At 69.0% G+C, this 16,681-nt stretch carries 15 protein-coding genes; 4 read left to right on the top strand and 11 right to left on the bottom strand.

From position 1 onward, the window contains the following. Positions 1-5: 5 nt before the first annotated feature. The 3 genes from ASD05_RS06415 (at position 6) to ASD05_RS06425 (ending at position 2,130) form a co-directional block, all read left to right on the top strand. Positions 6-605, top strand: coding sequence for a LemA family protein (locus tag ASD05_RS06415; protein WP_007838488.1), 600 nt, complete (start codon positions 6-8; stop codon positions 603-605). Between the two features lie 86 nt (positions 606-691). Then, a complete protein-coding gene (locus tag ASD05_RS06420) occupies positions 692-1,594 on the top strand; it encodes a TPM domain-containing protein (RefSeq protein WP_414930039.1) in 903 nt (300 codons plus the stop codon). A 5-nt stretch (positions 1,595-1,599) separates the two neighbouring features. Beyond that, positions 1,600-2,130 carry a TPM domain-containing protein gene (locus tag ASD05_RS06425; protein WP_056589486.1) on the top strand — a complete coding sequence of 177 codons (531 nt, stop codon included), beginning with the start codon at positions 1,600-1,602 and terminating at the stop codon, positions 2,128-2,130. 121 nt (positions 2,131-2,251) lie between these two features. Here the strand turns inward: ASD05_RS06425 and pdeM are convergent, their stop codons facing one another. Next, positions 2,252-2,929, bottom strand: a complete 678-nt coding sequence (gene pdeM / locus ASD05_RS06430; RefSeq protein ID WP_056589311.1) for a ligase-associated DNA damage response endonuclease PdeM — start codon at positions 2,927-2,929, stop codon at positions 2,252-2,254. Between the two features lie 77 nt (positions 2,930-3,006). On the opposite strand from pdeM, the gene trxC reads away from it, so the two are divergent. Beyond that, positions 3,007-3,456 carry a thioredoxin TrxC gene (gene trxC, locus ASD05_RS06435; RefSeq protein ID WP_056589314.1) on the top strand — a complete coding sequence of 150 codons (450 nt, stop codon included), beginning with the start codon at positions 3,007-3,009 and terminating at the stop codon, positions 3,454-3,456. A gap of 5 nt (positions 3,457-3,461) precedes the next feature. On the opposite strand, the gene ASD05_RS06440 is transcribed toward trxC, so the two are convergent. The 10 genes from ASD05_RS06440 to ASD05_RS06485 form a co-directional block, all read right to left on the bottom strand. Beyond that, a complete protein-coding gene (locus tag ASD05_RS06440; protein WP_056589317.1) occupies positions 3,462-6,212 on the bottom strand; it encodes a ligase-associated DNA damage response DEXH box helicase in 2,751 nt (916 codons plus the stop codon). Further along, complete coding sequence (locus ASD05_RS06445) at positions 6,209-7,864, bottom strand: ATP-dependent DNA ligase (protein WP_056589320.1); 1,656 nt, start codon at positions 7,862-7,864, stop codon at positions 6,209-6,211. The genes ASD05_RS06440 and ASD05_RS06445 overlap by 4 nt, the downstream gene beginning before the upstream one ends. Further along, complete coding sequence (locus ASD05_RS06450; RefSeq protein ID WP_056589323.1) at positions 7,861-8,988, bottom strand: ligase-associated DNA damage response exonuclease; 1,128 nt, start codon at positions 8,986-8,988, stop codon at positions 7,861-7,863. Before ASD05_RS06450 ends, ASD05_RS06445 begins: the two co-directional genes overlap by 4 nt. 91 nt (positions 8,989-9,079) lie before the next feature. After that, a complete protein-coding gene (locus ASD05_RS06455; RefSeq protein WP_056589326.1) occupies positions 9,080-9,607 on the bottom strand; it encodes a DUF3617 domain-containing protein in 528 nt (175 codons plus the stop codon). 77 nt (positions 9,608-9,684) lie between these two features. Further along, complete coding sequence (locus ASD05_RS06460) at positions 9,685-10,389, bottom strand: phosphatase PAP2 family protein (protein WP_056589329.1); 705 nt, start codon at positions 10,387-10,389, stop codon at positions 9,685-9,687. Between the two features lie 25 nt (positions 10,390-10,414). Next, positions 10,415-11,578: a Gfo/Idh/MocA family protein gene (locus ASD05_RS06465; RefSeq protein ID WP_056589332.1), complete on the bottom strand. Its 1,164-nt coding sequence runs from the start codon at positions 11,576-11,578 to the stop codon at positions 10,415-10,417. Positions 11,579-11,728: 150 nt separating this feature from the next. Then, positions 11,729-12,691 carry a substrate-binding domain-containing protein gene (locus ASD05_RS06470; RefSeq protein ID WP_056589335.1) on the bottom strand — a complete coding sequence of 321 codons (963 nt, stop codon included), beginning with the start codon at positions 12,689-12,691 and terminating at the stop codon, positions 11,729-11,731. 61 nt (positions 12,692-12,752) lie between these two features. Further along, complete coding sequence (locus tag ASD05_RS06475; protein ID WP_056589339.1) at positions 12,753-13,781, bottom strand: ABC transporter permease; 1,029 nt, start codon at positions 13,779-13,781, stop codon at positions 12,753-12,755. Then, positions 13,744-15,282: a sugar ABC transporter ATP-binding protein gene (locus ASD05_RS06480; RefSeq protein ID WP_056589342.1), complete on the bottom strand. Its 1,539-nt coding sequence runs from the start codon at positions 15,280-15,282 to the stop codon at positions 13,744-13,746. The genes ASD05_RS06475 and ASD05_RS06480 overlap by 38 nt, the downstream gene beginning before the upstream one ends. Beyond that, positions 15,279-16,448 carry an ROK family protein gene (locus tag ASD05_RS06485; protein ID WP_056589346.1) on the bottom strand — a complete coding sequence of 390 codons (1,170 nt, stop codon included), beginning with the start codon at positions 16,446-16,448 and terminating at the stop codon, positions 15,279-15,281. Before ASD05_RS06485 ends, ASD05_RS06480 begins: the two co-directional genes overlap by 4 nt. Positions 16,449-16,681 lie beyond the last annotated feature (233 nt).

A 16,681-nucleotide genomic window follows, 5' to 3' on the forward strand; every position in this document is an offset into this window, starting at 1 on the left:
TGCAAATGATGATGAAGCGCTGGCTATTGATCCTTGCGGCTGTCGTGTCCCTGAGCGGCTGCGGCTACAACCAGTTCCAGTCCCTCGACGAGGCCAGCAAGTCGGCCTGGAGCGAGGTCCTCAACCAGTACCAGCGGCGCGCCGACCTCGTGCCCAACATCGTGGCCACCGTGAAGGGCGAGGCCAGCTTCGAGCAGGACACGCTCACCAAGGTGATCGAGGCACGCGCCAAGGCCACCTCGATCCAGGTCTCGCCCGAGACGCTCAACAACCCCGAGGCCTTCAACAAGTTCCAGCAGGCGCAGGGCGAGCTCTCGTCGGCGCTGTCGCGGCTGATGGTGGTGGCGGAGCGCTACCCCGAGCTCAAGGCCAACCAGGCCTTCCGCGACCTGCGCGTGACGCTCGAAGGCACCGAGAACCGCATCACCGTGGCGCGCAACCGCTACATCGAGAGCGTGCAGGAGTACAACGTGCTCGCACGCAGCTTCCCGACCAACATCACGGCCAAGATCTTCAGCTACGCGCCGAAGCCGAACTTCTCGGTGCAGAACGAGGCGCAGATTTCCACGCCGCCGACGGTCGACTTCAGCACGCCGAAAAAGTAACTCCCCCAGTCTTCGTGCACTTCGTGTCACTGCGCCTCCCCCCTCGCCGGGGGCAACACCGGCGGCCCGGCAAAGCCGGTTCCGCGGTGTTTCTGGAATGGGGCGCGCGCCTTCTGGCGGCACTCATGCTGCTGACGATGGGCGGCGCATTCGCGCAAGGCCTGCTGCCGGTGCCCGCGCTCACGGCGCGGGTGATCGACCAGACCGGCACGCTCGATGCCGCGCAGCGCAACGGCCTCGACACCAAGCTCGCGGCCTTCGAGCAGCGCAAGGGCTCGCAGATCGTGGTGCTGATGGTGCCGACCACCGCGCCCGAGGACATCGCCAGCTACACGCAGCGCGTGGGCGACGCCTGGAAGATCGGCCGCAAGGACGTCGGCGACGGCCTGCTGGTGGTCGTGGCCAAGGACGACCGCAAGATGCGCATCGCCACGGCCAAGGCGCTAGAAGGCGCGGTGCCCGACCTTGCGGCCGTGCGCATCATCGACGAGGAGATGAAGCCGCGCTTTCGCGGCAACGACTTCGCGGGCGGGCTGAACGCGGCGGTGGACCGGCTCATCGGGCTGGTCGACGGCGAGCCGCTGCCCGAACCCACGCGCGACACGGGCAGCCACGGCGGCGGAGGCGGCGGTGGCTTCGACTGGGAGAACCTCGCGATCTTCCTGTTCGTCGGCGTCTTCATCGGCGCGCCGATCGCGCGCGCCATCCTCGGCAAGAAGCTGGGCACGGTGGTCGTGGGGGGCGGCGTCGGCGTGGTCGTGTTCCTCATCACCACCAGCATCGTCATCGCGGTGATCGCGGCGCTTGTCGCGCTCATCGTCTCGCTGGTCGCAGGTGCCGGGCGGATGGGCGGCGGCGGTGGGGGCGGCTGGAGTTCCGGTGGCGGTGGAGGCTGGAGCAGCGGCGGTGGCGGCGGAGGCGGAGGCGGAGGTTTCAGCTCCGGCGGCGGCGGCAATTTCGGCGGCGGCGGTGCGTCGGGGGACTGGTGAACACGATGGCGGCAACCGACGCAACCTTCTTCTCGAAGCTCGGCCGCATCTGGCGCCACCGCTGGATCGACGAGTCCGAGGTTCGCCGCGCGCTGCCCCCGGCCGCGCTGGAGCGCCTCGCAGGCCGCGTCGCCGCGAGCGAGCGGCGCCACAGCGGCGAGATCCGCATCTGCGTCGAGGCCGGCCTGCCGATGTCGTACCTGTGGCGCCATGCACCGCCGCGCGAGCGCGCCGTCACGCTGTTCGGCAAGCTGCGCGTGTGGGACACCGCGCACAACAACGGCGTGCTGATCTACCTGCTGCTGGCCGAGCACGCGATCGAGATCGTGGCGGACCGCGGCATCAATGCGCGCGTCGACGATGCCGAATGGGCCGCGATGGCGCAGCGCATGGGCGCCGCCTTTCGCGAAGGGCGCTTCGAGGACGGGATCACGCAGGCGCTGGAAGAAATCTCGGCCCTGCTGGTGCAGCACTTTCCGCGGGGCGAGAACGAAATCGACGTGAACGAACTGCCGGACGAGCCGGTGGTGCTCTGACTTTCTCTTTCTTTCTCCCTCCCCCGCTGGGGGAGGGTTGGGGTGGGGGCACGCGGCGCCCACACTTGGCGCCCTGCCTGCCCCCATCCCGGCCTTCCCCCAGAGGGGGAAGGAGCCCAAATCATTCCTGCTCGGGCAGCGCCCACACCGCGTCGCCGCCCACCGCATGAAAGCGCCGCCCCGGCGCCTGCTCCATCAACCACCCGCCCGTGAACTCGCCGAAAGCCGGCAGCACCGCCTGCTGCGCATCGCTCACGAAACACGGCAGCCGCACGCTGTCGCGCCCCGGGCCGTGGATCCTGCAAACGGGATGCAGGTGCCCCGCGAGCACGAAGTGCGTGGCGTGCGTCTGCGGATGGTGGCAGCAGGCGAACGGCCCGAGCAGAAAAGGCTCGTCGACCACGTCGATGCCGAGCGCGTCCGGCGGATCGCCCGCACGGCTGTCGTGGTTGCCGCGCACCAGCGTCATCGCGACGCCGGTATGGCGCGCCCTCCAGGCCTCCACCGTGGCGAGCACCGTGCGCGCCTGCGCCGCATGCAGGAAGTCGCCGAGGAACACGATGCGATGCGGGGCCAGCCGGGCCATCAACGCATCGAGCCGCGCAAGGTTTTCCTGCGTCGTGCCGCCCGGCACCGGCTGGCCGAGCGCGCGGTAGGTCGCGGCCTTGCCCAGATGCAGGTCGGCCACGAACAGCACGCGCGCATCGGGCCACCACAGCGCCCGCTCGGGCAAAAGCTGCAGCAGCTCGCCCGCCCAGCGGACCGGGAACGGCGATGGGAAAGAATCGGAATGGCTCACGGGCTGGAAGTGTCGCAAAAGACGCAGGTTCCCGCGGCCGCCTTGCAATCGGCCCTGGCCGTCCCCAGTTCCTTCCCATGACCGAATCGCCACCGCTGCACATCGTCTGTCCGCATTGCCACACGACCAACCGCGTGCGCGCGGCGCAGCTGGACAGCGCGCCCGACTGCGGCAGCTGCCACCGCCCGCTGTTCGCCGGCCATTCCACCGCGCTGCCGGACGAAGCCACTTTCGACCGCCACATCGCGCGCAACGAGATCCCGGTGCTGGTCGACTTCTGGGCGCCCTGGTGCGGCCCCTGCCGCCAGATGGCGCCGGGCTACGAGCAGGCCGCGGCCCAGCTCGAACCCAAGGTGCGGCTGGCCAAGGTCGACACCGAGGCCGTGCAGGCGCTGGGCGCGCGCTTCAACATCCGCAGCATCCCCACGCTGGCGCTGTTCAAGGGCGGCCGCGAGGTGGCGCGGCAGGCCGGCGCGATGAGCGCGGCGGACATCGTGCGGTGGGTGAAGGCGCACGGGGCGGGCTGATCGGCTCACAGCGGCGGCAACGGGCGTGACGGCCTGCGCCTGTCGCGCCGCTGCCCCACGGGCTTCGGCGGCTTGCCCGGCCCTTCCTGGCCGAAGGCCAGCGTGCCCTTCACCCGCTCGACGCCGCCGGCGGTGACCACGCCGCCCGCGGCCTTTTCCAGCTGCTCGACCATGCGCGCGATGCGGTCGGCCACGTTCTCGTTCGACAGCTTCTCGCGGAACAGCTCGACCATCAGCGGAAACGAAAACGGCGTCGGCCGCGCAAGGGGCTTCAGCACGAGCTGCTGCGTGGCCATGCGCGCGAGGCTGGCGCGCAGGCGCCCGATCTCGAGCTCCTGCGCGAGCAGCTCCTGCTCGGCCTGCTGCAGCAGCCTGTTGCCGGGGTCGTACTTGCGGAACACCTCCCAGAACAGCGAGGACGAGGCCTGCAGCTGCTTGCTGCTGCGCTTCTCGCCTGGGTAGCCCTGGAAGATCAGCCCCGATACGCGCGCGATCTCGCGGAAGCGCCGCTGCGCGAGTTCGCCCGCGTTGAGCGAGGCCAGCACCTCGTGCAGCAGCGCCTCGGGCGCTTCGCCTTCCGGCGGCCTCAGCACCTGCGGCAGCAGCACGGCCCAATCGACCTCGGTCGCGCTCAGCAGCTCGAAACCGTAGTCGTTGACCGCGATGGAAAAGGTGCGCGCCTCGTGCTGCGCGACACGCCAGGCCAGCAGGCTCGCCAGCCCGAGGTGTACATGCCGGCCCGCGAACGGATAGAGGAACAGGTGCGAGCCTTCGCGCGTGTCCAGCGTCTCGGCCAGCAGCGTCTGCGGCGTCGGCAGCGCCGACCACTGCTGCTGTATCTCGAGCAGCGGCCGCACGCATTGCAGCTCGGGCGAGTCGTAGCGCCCCTCGCCGGCCAGCGCCAGCTGCTGCACCACCGCATCGGCCAGCGTGTTCGACAGCGGCATGCGCCCGCCGTTCCAGCGCGGCACCGCGGGCCGCTTGCCGCTCGCGCGCCGCACCCAGGCGGTCATGTCGTGGATGCGCACGAGCTCGAGCAGCCGGCCGCCGAACAGGAAGCAGTCGCCGGCCTTCATGCGCGCGACGAAACTCTCCTCCACGCTGCCGATCTTCGAGCCGCCGAGGTACTGCACCGACATGCTCGCGTCGCTCACGATGGTGCCGATGTTCGTGCGATGCCGGCGCGCGAGCCGCGCGTCGGGCACGCGCCAGACGCCGTCGGCGTCGGGCACGGCGCGCCTGTAGTCGGGGTAGGCCGCGAGCGAGGGGCCGCCTTGCGAGACGAAGTCGAGGCACCACTGCCAGCTCTCGCGCGAGAGGCCTTGGTACGCAGCCGTGTCGCGCACCTCGTCGTACAGATCGTCGGGCATGAAGCCGCCGCCGAGTGCCACCGTCACCAGGTGCTGCACCAGCACGTCGAGCGGCTGGTCAGGCGAATGGCGCGCCTCGATATGCCCCGCCGCGATGGCAGCGCGCGCGGCCGAGCCTTCGACCATCTCGACGCTGTGCGTGGGCACGAGCGTGATGCGCGACGGCCGCCCCGGCGCATGGCCCGAACGGCCCGCGCGCTGCAGCAGCCGCGCCACGCCCTTGGGCGAGCCGATCTGCAGCACGCGCTCGACCGGCAGGAAGTCGACGCCCAGGTCCAGGCTCGAGGTGCAGACCACCGCCTTCAGCTCGCCGCTCTTGAGGCCCAGCTCGACCCACTCGCGCACCTCGCGGTCGAGCGAGCCGTGGTGCAGCGCGATGAGGCCGGCCCACTCGGGCTTCGCCTCCAGCATGGCCTGGTACCAGATCTCCGACTGCGAGCGTGTGTTGGTGAAGACCAGCGCGGTCTTGCTCGCGGCAACCTCCGCGATCACCTGGGGCAGCATGGTGAGGCCGAGGTGACCGCCCCAGGGGAAGAGCTCGGTGGTGCCGGGCAGCAGCGAATCGATGACGAGCTTCTTCGGCACCTGGCCCTGCACGAGCACGCCGTCCGCATGGCCCAGCAGCGAATGCATCGCCTCGTGCAGATTGCCCAGCGTGGCCGACATGCCCCAGATCGCGAGGCCGGGGTTCCAGCGCTTGAGCCGCGCCAGCGCGAGCTGCACCTGCACGCCGCGCTTGTTGCCGAGCAGCTCGTGCCATTCATCGACGACGGCCATCCGCACATGGCCGAGCACCTCGCTCGCATCGGCGCGCGCGAGCAGCAGCGACAGGCTTTCAGGCGTGGTGACGAGCACGCTGGGCAGGCGCTGGTTCTGCGCGCTGCGTTCGGCCGACGAGGTGTCGCCGCTGCGTGCGCCCGCGCTCCACGGATGCACATCGGCGCCGAGGGCTTCGAGCGGCTGCTGCAGGGCGCGCAGCGTGTCGGCCGCAAGCGCGCGCATCGGGGTGAGCCACAGCACGGTGAGCGGCGGGGCGGCGGGGCGTGCCGTTTCCTTGCGCGCCTGAGAGAAAGCCTGCAGCGCACCGAGCCACACGGCGTAGGTCTTGCCCGCGCCGGTGGTCGCGTGAAGCAGGCCGGACCCGCCTTCGCCGATGGCTTTCCACACCTCGCGCTGGAACTTGAAAGGCTTCCACCCGCGCGCGGCGAACCACGCGTCGAGTGCAGGCTTCACGGACTTGGATTTGCTCCTTCCCCCTCTGGGGGAAGGCTGGGATGGGGGCAAGCGGCCTTCGACAGGCCGCTGGCTCCGGATACGCCGCTTGCCCCCACCCCTGCCCTCCCCCAAAGGGGGAGGGAGAAACTCGGGATCCATGGGGCCGGTCATGAGGGAAGCAACGCAGCGAGCGTCTGCAAGGTGTCTGCTTCCGCCACCGGCTTGTCCTCCCGCCAGCGCAGCATGCGCGGAAAGCGCACCGCGATGCCGCTCTTGTGCCGCGTGCTGCGCGCGATGCCCTCGAAGCCCAGCTCGAACACCAGCGTCGGCTTCACGCTCTTCACCGGTCCGAAGCTTTCCACCGTGGTCTTGCGGATGATCGCGTCCACGAGCGCCATCTCGGCGTCGGTGAGGCCCGAGTAGGCCTTGGCGAAGGGCACGAGCTTGCGGTCGGCTTGCCCGGGCGGGCCGTCCCACACCGCGAAGGTGTAGTCGCTGAAGAGGCTCGCGCGCCGGCCGTGGCCGCGCTGTGCGTAGATCAGCACCGCGTCGACGCTGAGCGGGTCGATCTTCCACTTCCACCACACGCCGACGTCCTTGGTGCGGCCCACACCGTACTGCGCATCGCGGCGCTTGAGCATCATCCCTTCGACGCCCATGGTGCGCGCGGCCTCGCGCTGCCTTGCGAGATCGGGCCAGCCGGCACCGGTGAGCATCGGGCTCGGCAGCAGCGAAGGATGCTGCATCCGCGTGATCAGCTCGTCGAGCAACACGCGGCGCTCCGACTGCGGCAGCGCACGCAGGTCGCGCCCTTCCCATTCGAGCAGGTCGTAGGCCAGCAGCACCACGGGAATGTCGCGCAGCAACTTGGCGCCGAGCGTCTTGCGGCCGATGCGCTTCTGCAGCTCGGCGAAGGGCTGTACCTTGTCTTCGCGCCACACGGCGATTTCGCCGTCGAGCACCGTGCCGTCGGGCAAGGCCTCGCCCAGCACGGCAAGCTCGGGGAAGCGCTCCGTCACCAGCTCTTCGCCGCGCGACCACAGCCAGACGGCGCCCGCGCGCTTCACGAGCTGCGCACGAATGCCGTCCCACTTCCACTCGACGATCCAGCCGGACGGCGACCCCAGCACGGCATCGAACTGCTCGAGCGGAATGTTGAACGGATGCGCGAGGAAGAAGGGGTACGGCTGGCCGCTGGTCTTCTGCACCTGCTCGGCGCTCGACTCGGGTGCGATGAGCGTGCGGTAGTCGTCGCCCCGGGGCCGTGCACCGATGTGCGTGTAGCCCATGAGCCGCTGCGCGACGCGCTTGGCATCGATGCCGCCAACCGCGGCGAGCGCCTGCGTCACCTGGAGCTTCGACACGCCCACGCGGAATGCACCGGTGATGAGCTTGAAGTACACCAGCCGCTCTTCGACCGCGAGCTGGCGCCACTGCGCGCGCAGCCGATCCGCGAGCTGCTCGGGTGCCGTCTTCGCGGCGTCGCGCAATGGCAGCAGATGCTGCTCGACCCAACCCGCGAGACCGAGGTCGTGCACCTCGCTCGGCGGCGGCAACAGCAGCGCGATGGTCTCGGCGAGGTCGCCCACGGCGTCGTAGCTTTCGTCGAACAGCCATTCGGGCAGGCCCGCCGCCTCCTGTGCGAGCAGGCGCAGCAGCTTGGTGGGCACGAGCTGACGCGGCTTGCCGCCGGCCAGGAAGTAAACCGCCCATGCAGCATCGGCCGCGTCGGCCTCGCGCAGGTAGCGCTGCAGCGCAGCCTGCTTGGCGAGGCTCGACGTGCTGGCGTCGAGTTCGCGATACAGCGCGGCAAACGCTCTCACGGTATTTCTCCTTCCCCCTTTGGGGGAAGGTTGGGATGGGGGCTCTCGGCGCCTCCATCAAGCGCCGCGAGCCCCCTCCCCAGCCCTCCCCCGGAAGGGGACGGAGTTTCCTGATCGTCTTCGTCGCCGTACTCGGTCTTGAAGCCCTGCGCATCGAGGCCGTTCTCCGTGAGCCACCGCACCATCACCTGCACGCTGCCGTGCGTGACGAACACGCGCTCTGCGCCGGTGCCGGCAATCGCCTGCTGCAGGCCGGGCCAGTCGGCATGGTCGGACATCACGAAGCCGCGGTCCACGCCTCTTCGGCGGCGCGTGCCGCGCAGTTGCATCCACCCGCTGGCGAACGCATCGGCATAGTTGCCGAAGCGGCGCATCCACGGCGAGCCCTGCGCCGATGGCGGTGCGAGCACCAGCGAACGCTTCAGCAATGCGGCGTCGACGCCCTCATCGTCCGCACGCAAGGTGGGCGGCAAAGAGACGCCCGCCGCCCGGTACACCGCGTTGAGCGGCTCGACCGCACCGTGCACCACGATCGGCCCGATCGAGGAGTCCACGCCATGCAGGATGCGCTGCGCCTTGCCGAAGGCATAGCAGAACAGCACCGACGCGCGCCCGGCCTGCGCATTGGCGCGCCACCACGCGTCGATCTCCGCGAACAGCACGGCCTGCGTGGGCCAGCGGTAGATCGGCAGGCCGAAGGTCGACTCGGTGATAAAGGTGTCGCAAGGCACGGGCTCGAAGGGCGCGCAGGTGCCGTCGGGCTCGGTCTTGTAGTCGCCCGAGGCCACCCACACGCGAGCGCCATGTTCGAGCCGCACCTGCGCCGAGCCCAGCACATGGCCGGCCGGATGCAGCGAGACGCGCACGCCACGGTGCTCGATGGCCTCGCCGTAGGCCAGCGTCTGCAGGTCGATGTCGCTGCCAAGGCGCGCGCGCAGCGTGCCGGCGCTGTCGGTGTGGGCCAGGTAGTGCGCGTGCCCGGCGCGCGCATGGTCCGAATGCGCATGCGTGATGACGGCGCGCGCCACCGGCCGCCACGGGTCGATGTAGAAATCGCCGGGCGGGCAATAAAGGCCCTCGGGCCGGGCGACGACGAGGAGGTCTTCTTCCTGCTGTGCGGGCATGGCACGCCATCGTAGGCGCAGCGGCGGTTTCCCGCCGCGCCACGGCGGGCGCAAAGCGCTGTGGGCCGGCGCCTACCCGGCGTGCGGCGGGCTACGGCCTCTTCGGCCGGTTTTTCGCCATGTCGAGCACGTTCATCTTCATGCCGTTGGACATGACCATGTCGCCCGGCTTCTGGTCGGCCTTGCAGGGGCCGATCCACCTGGCCTCCATGACGCTCGCGCCCTCGGCACGGCCCATCAGCGGCGGGTTGTAGGTCGACTTGCTTTCCATGCGGTAGGACGTGCCGAAGTCGCCGCTCAACACCGCATGCGAGGTGGCGACCGTGTTGCCGATCTTGCAGACCGAGTCCATCACCAGCTTGCCGCCGTCGGAACGCAACTCCTGCTTCGAACACATTTCCTTGCCCATGCCCTGGCCCATGTCGCGCAGCGCCTTGTCGCTGGCCGCGTCGATGCACTGCTGCACGGTGTGGCCGGCGCCGGGTCCCTTGCCCGTGCCGTCCCCGGTCTGGATTTCCCACAGGCCGGGTTTGCGCGAGGGGAAGTCGAGGGCGAACGCAGGGCATGCGACCGCACTGGCCGCGATGCAGGCTGCGAGGGAGGACAAACGAATCTTCATGGCGGGCTCCCGCACCGATGGACGACGATGCCCGGGTTGTACCGCGCACCCCGCCGCGGCGGAATACCGCAATCGGCCTACGCCGGTCGCGCGTGCACCGGTGCGAGCGCCGGGCCGCGCTGCCGTGTGGCGACACCGAGCGCCACGCCCAGCGCCAGGCCGCCCAGCACGTCGATCAACACATGCTGGCGCACCGCCATCGTCGAATAGACGATGCCAGCGGCCCAGGCCACGTTGACGATGCGCAGCCACGCCGGCGCTCCCACCTCGCGCAGCTGCCGCGCGAGAGCGACACAAGTGAACACCGAGAACGACACATGCAGCGAAGGAAAGGCGTTGCCCGCCGAGTCGACCATCTTGAGGAACTGCAGCGAGGTGCCCGGCACGGTGTCGACCGCGAAGTTCGGAATTGCCGTGGGCATGAACCAGAAGACAAGCAGCGCAAAGACCGTCATCGCCGCGCAGCCGAAGGAGAAGCTCGACAGCTCGCGCTTGTCCTTGGCCAGCAGCACGGGCAGCGCGATGTAGCCCCAGAGCGAGAGGTACACCGGCAGCAGCGCTGGCCAGAAGGCAATGAGATGGTCGACGGCCGTGAGCGGCAGCACCCAGGCTTGGCCGGCGTGCTTCATGATCCAGAAGTACAGGGGGAAGAAGCCGAGAGTGGCGACCGTGTTGCCGACCAGCTTCAACGGGAACAGCGTGATGCAGCGCCGCCACAGGGCAGCCACCCAGGGCTGCTGTGCCGTCGATGAAGAAGATGCGTCGGAAGCGGAAGGTGTCATGGAGACCTGTGCAGCGCGCAGCGCGCTACCAGGGCGTCCACTTTAATTCGCTTCTCGCCGAGGCCACAGTGCGCTCGATGAACCGCACGCCGCGCGCGCCGTCTTCCACGCGCGGGTAGTCGGCGTCCAGCGGGTCGGCCGGCTGACCCGCCAGCCGCGCGCGGATGTCCGCCGCCACGCCCGCGTAGACATTCGCGAAGGCCTCGATGAAACCTTCGGGGTGCCCCGCCGGCAGCCGGCTCGCGCGCTTCGCGGATTCGCACAGCCAGGGCGCGCCGCGCGTCAGCACGCGCTTCGGTCCGTCGTGCGGCAGATGCATCAGCTGGCTCGGCTGCTCCTGGCGCCACTCGAGCGTGCCCAGCGTGCCGGAGACGCGCAGGCGCAGGTCGTTCTCCAGGCCGGTGTTGATCTGCGAGGCGATCAGCACGCCGCGTGCGCCGTCCTTGAAGCGCAGCAACAGGCTGCCGTCGTCGTCGAGCAAGCGGCCCGGCACCAGCGCGCTCAGGTCCGCGCACAAGCTGTCGATCTGCAGCCCCGTGACGGTGGCGACGAGGTTCTCGGCATGCGAGCCGATATCGCCGATGGCGCCCGCCGCGCCGCTGCGTGCGGGGTCGGTGCGCCAGTCGGCCTGCTTGTTGGTACCGCCTTCGACGTGGCTGGCGAGCCAGCCCTGGTTGTATTCGACGACGACCTTGCGAACCTCGCCGATCTCGCCCGAGCGCACCATCTCGCGCGCCTGCCGCACCATCGGGTAGCCGGTGTAGTTGTAGGTGACGCCGAACACCGTGCCCTGCTTCGCCACGGCGGCGACCAACGCGTCGGCCTGCTCGCGCGTGTGCACCAGCGGCTTGTCGCACACCACATGGAAGCCGGCTTCGGCAAAGGCCTGCGCCACTGGAAAGTGCACGTGATTGGGCGTAACGATCGACACGAAGTCGATGCGCTCTTCCAGCGGGCGCTTCAGCTCGTCGGCCAGCAGCGACTGCCAGTCGCCATGGTTGCGGCCGTCGGCCAGGCCGAGGTCGCGGCCCGAAGCGCGCGCTTTGTCCGGGCTCGACGACAGCGCGCCCGCGACGAACTCGATTTGTCCGTCGAGCGCCATGGCCTTGCGGTGCACGGCGCCGATGAAGGCGTCTCGGCCGCCGCCGACCATGGCGTAGCGGAGTTTGCGAGGAGGTGTGTCTGTCATCGATCGTCTCGGCATTTCCGGAAACTTTTCCCTCTCCCTCTGGGAGAGGGTCAGGGTGAGGGCATTGGCGTTTGCACGCGCACGGTCTTTGCCATCGCCGCCGGCCCTCACCCCAGCCCTCTCCCCAAGGGGAGAGGGGGCAAGACGCCCTTAGAAAGGCGAGTTGGGGTGATAGAAGTCTTTTGCGTTTTCCTTGGTGATCAGCACCGAAGGAATGATCGTCGTCGCCGGCAGCTTCTCGCCCTTCAGCCGCGCCTCGGCCGTCAGCTTGATCGCGTCGTAGATGAACTTGGGCGAGTAGCTCACGTCGGCGGTGATGCGCTTGTCCTTGCCGTCCATGATGGTCTTGACCATGCCCTTGGCGCCCGCGCCGCCGAAGATGATCTTGATGTCGTCGCGCTTGGCCTGCTCGATGGCCTTGAGCACGCCCACGGCCATGTCGTCGTCGGCCGCCCAGATGGCGTCGATGTTCTTGAAGCGCGTCAGGTAGTCCTGCGTGACCTTGAAGGCATCGTCGCGGTTCCAGTTGGCGTACTTGGCGTCGAGCAGCTTGATGTCGGGGCTGCCCTTGAGCACGGCGTTGAAGGCGTCCATGCGCTCGTTGTCGAGCGTGGTGGCGATGCCGCGCAGTGCCACCACGTTGCCCTTGCCGCCGAGCTGTTTGACGATGTACTCGGCCGGGATCTTGCCGAAGGCGGTGTTGTCGCCGGCCACGTACGCATCCTGCGCGCTGGTGTCGGTCAGGCCGCGGTCGACCACGGTGACGTACGCCCCCTTGGCCTTAACCTGCGCGACCGGCTTCGTCAGTGCAGCCGATTCAAACGGGAACACGACCAGCGCGTTGATCTTGGTGACCGTCGAAAGATCCTGCAGCTGGTTGGCCTGCTCGGGCGCGTTCGCCGCGGTCTTGATCGTGATCTTCAGGTCCTTGTGTTCCTTCTCGAGGTCCTTCTTCGCCTGGTTGGCCCAGTAGTTGATGCCGCCCATGAAGCTGTGCGTGGCCGCGGGAATCGAAACGCCGAGGTTGACCTTCTCCGCGGCGAGCGCGGGCAGGCTGGCGAATGCAGCAGCGGCAACTGCCGTGAGTGCGATGCGTCGGGTGAAAGTCGTCATGCTGGATGTCTCCTCTTTGGTGGATGGAACGAACGTACGAACGGGAACAACAGGAAACGGTCTACCGGCGGCCGCGCTGCAGGAACGCGACGATGATGATCACGAAGCCCTGCACCGCCGCATTCAGGTACACGCTGATGATGCTGGTGAGGTTCAGGATGTTGCTGATGACCGAGAGCAGGATCGCGCCCACCACGGTGCCGGTGATGCTGCCCGCGCCGCCCTTGAGCGCGGTGCCGCCGACGATCACGGCCGCGATGGCCTCGAGTTCCCACAGCAGGCCGGTGGTCGGCGATGCCGAACCGAGGCGCGGCACGTACAGCAGGGTGGCGATGCCCACGCACACGCCGAGCAGCACGTAGGTCAGGATCTTCACGCGGTCGACGTCGACGGCCGCGTAGCGCGCCACCTGCTCGTTGGAGCCGATGGCCTGCACGTAGCGTCCGTAGGCCGTGCGATTCAGGATCACGCCGCCGATGATCGCGACGATCACGAACACCCACACCGGCACCGGGATGCCTGCAAGGCTCGCGTAGTACACGGGCGCATAGAGGTCCGACAGCTCGTTGTCGAGCGTGAGCGCGCCGCCGTCGGCGAAGTACGTGAGGTAGGCGCGGAAGATGCCGAGCGTGCCCAGCGTCACGATGAAGGGCTCGATGCGCCCCTTGGTGATCAGCAGGCCGTGAGCAAGGCCGAACACCGCGCCGAGCACCACCGCCAGCACCGCGCCCATCACCACCGCCAGCAGCGGCGAGCCCGACGCCGGGCCGGCCCAGTTGATGAACATGATCACGCTGCCCGCGATGAGCGCGGCCATCGAGCCCACCGACAGGTCGATGCCGCCCGAGATGATCACGAAGCACATGCCCACCGCGATGATGCCGATGAAGGCCGTGCGCGTGAGCACGTTCATCGCGTTGTCGAGCGTGGCGAAGTCGCCGTTCAGCAGCGTGCCGGCAATGCACAGCAGCGCGAGTCCGATGACCGGGCCGAGCCCGTGCAGGCGCTGCGTCCAGCGCGGCGCCGCCTCGCTGCGGTGCTGCTGCGCGGCCTCAAGCGACTGCGGGGGAGTTTGCGGTTCCGGTGGCATGAGCGATGAGCTCCTCTTCTGTCAGATGGCCTGCATCGAGCGTGGTGACGAGCCGGCCCGCGCGCATCACTGCGACGCGGTGGCACAGGCCGATCAGCTCCATCAGCTCCGACGAGACGACGATCACCGCGAGCCCTTCGCGGGCGAGTCGCTGGATCAGGAAATAGATGTCGCGCTTGGCGCCCACGTCGACGCCGCGCGTGGGCTCGTCGAGCACCACCACCTTGGGGCGAGGTTGCAGCACCTTGGCGAGCGCGAGCTTCTGCTGGTTGCCGCCCGACAGCGACGAGGCCTTGACGTCGAGCGAACCGGTGCGGATGCCGTAGTCCTTCACCGCCTCGGCCAGCGCGCCGCGTTCGGCCTCGGGCTTGAGCCATGGCTGTGCATAGCGCTCGAGCGCCATCAGCGTGAGGTTCTGACGCAGGCCGAAGTTGACGTGCAGGCCCTTGCCCTTTCGGTCTTCGCTGAGGTATGTGAGGCCGTGCCTCGCGGCATCGCGCGGGTTGCGCCAGCCTTTGCCGCCGGGCACGGGCTTGCCGAGCACCTCGACGCTGCCGCTCGCGGGGCGCAGGCCGAGCAGCCCTTCGAAGAGTTCAGTGCGGCCCGCGCCGACGAGGCCCGCGAAGCCGAGGATCTCGCCGGGGCGCACCTCGAAACTCGCGTCCTGCGCCCAGCCGGGCACGCTGAAGTTGCGCACGCGCATGGCGGGTGCATCGGCCGCCACGACCACGTCGCGCGGCGGGTACAGGTCGGCCAGCTCGCGGCCCACCATGAGGTTGGCCATCTGCTGGCGCGTGACCTCGGCCGTGGGCGCGCGCGCGACGAAGCGGCCGTCGCGCATGACGATCACTTCGTCGGTGACCTGCTCCACTTCGTCGAGCTTGTGCGAGATGTAGACGATGGTCACGCCGTCGGCACGCAACTGCGCGATGAGCTTGAACAGGCGCTCGGTTTCACCCGGCGTCAGCGTCGCGGTGGGCTCGTCCATGATGAGCAGGCGCGCGCGGCGGGCGATGGCCTTGGCGATCTCGACGAGCTGCTTCTCGGCGACGATGAGGCGGCGCACCTTGGTGCGCGGGTCGATGTTCAGACCGACGGCGGCGAGCGCGGAGGCAGCGTCGCGCTCCATCGTGGCGTCGTCGAGCAGCCAGCCCTTCTTCTTTTCATGGCCCAGGAAGATGTTCTGCGCCACGCTCAAGTCTTCCGCGAGGTTGAACTCCTGGTGGATGAGCACGATGCCCAGCGCCTCGGCGTCGCGCGAACTCCCGAACCGCTGCGGCTGTCCGTTGATGCGCAGCGTGCCGCCGCTCAGCGATTCATAGCCCGCGAGGATCTTCATCAGCGTCGACTTGCCCGCGCCGTTCTCGCCGAGCAGCCCGTACACGCGGCCGGGCGCGAGCGCGAAGCTCACGCCGTGCAAGACCTGCACCGGGCCAAAGGCCTTCACCACGCCGTCGAACTCGACGGCCACGCTGCCCTTGCCGATGCCTGCCGCCGTCATGGCGCCACTCCTCGGACCTTCAGCGTCTCGTGCATCGCGAGCACGCCCGCGCCGACGAGGCCGCCCTGCGTGCCGAGCGGCGTGTACTGGATCTCGAGATGCCGCGTGGAGAGTGCCAGCGAGCGCTGGTACACGCTCTGCCGCACGGCCGCGAGAAACAGCGGGCCGATGCGCGTGATGCCGCCGCCGATGAACACGTGCGACGGATTGAAGAAGTTGACGACCGACGCGAGCATCTGCCCGATCAGGCTGCCCGCGCGCTGGATGATGGCGTTAGCCGCCGTATCGCCGCCGCGACTGGCCTGGCCCACATCGATCGCGTCGATGCGCCCGTGCACGCGCAGGCACTCGGCGAGCGCCGCGCTTTCGCCGGCTTCGGCCGCCTGCATCGCCATGCGCGTGATCGCGGGACCTGCTGCCATGGCCTCGACGCAGCCAAGATTGCCGCAGTGGCAGCGCGGGCCTTCCTGGTCGACGCAGATGTGGCCCACGTCCCCGGCCGAACCGGCCGCGCCGCGGTACACCTCGCCGTGGCAGACGATGCCGCAGCCGATGCCGGTGCCGATCTTGATGACGAGGAAGTTGCTCAGCGAACGCTTGAGGCGCCAGAGTTCGCCGAGCGCCATCAGGTTCACGTCGTTGTCGACGAAGACGGGCGCCGCGTAGTCCTCGCGCAGGTAGTCGCGGATCGAGAAGCTGTCCCACGCCGGCATCAGTGGCGGATTCACGAGCTGGCCGATCTCGAAGTTCACGGGGCCGGGCACGCCAATGCCGATGCCGAGCACGTCCCTGGCGCCTACATTGCAGCGGGCCAGCAGTTCGCGCATGAGCGTGCGCACGCGCGCCAGCACCACGGCCGGGCCTTCGCGCACGTCGGCGGGTTCGTCGTGCTGCGCGAGCACGGTGAGGTTGGGCCGCAGCACGGCCACATCGAGACTGGTGGCGCCGATGTCGATGCCGACGAGCACGCCGAGCCCGGCATTCAGCTGGAGGTTCTCGGCGCGGCGCCCGCCCGAGGAGCGCTGCAGGCCGGCTTCGGCAAGCAGGCCCTGGTCGACGAGGCCGGCGATCAGCCCGTTGGCCTTGCTCTTGGAAAAGCCGAGCTGCTCGGCCATGGCATGGCGCGATCCGCCGGCCGACCAGAAGGTCGTCTCCAGCAGCCGCATCTCGTCCGCAGTGATGCCACTCCAACGTGCCACGCGTCTTGTCTCCGGTGTTCTTGTCTTCGCCGCACCCTGGTTGGGGCGAAGGCGAATACTAGGCGGAGGTCTTTAGCCGGACAAGGCTGAACTTCGACCAAATTCAGATCAAAGAAGCGACGATGGCGGAGCGGTCCAGGCGCAAAAAAGCCGCCCGAAGGCGGCTTATTCGAAAAACACCGCGGAACCGGCTTTGCCGG

The organism is Variovorax sp. Root434 (assembly GCF_001426595.1).
Taxonomy (GTDB): Bacteria; Pseudomonadota; Gammaproteobacteria; order Burkholderiales; family Burkholderiaceae_C; genus Variovorax.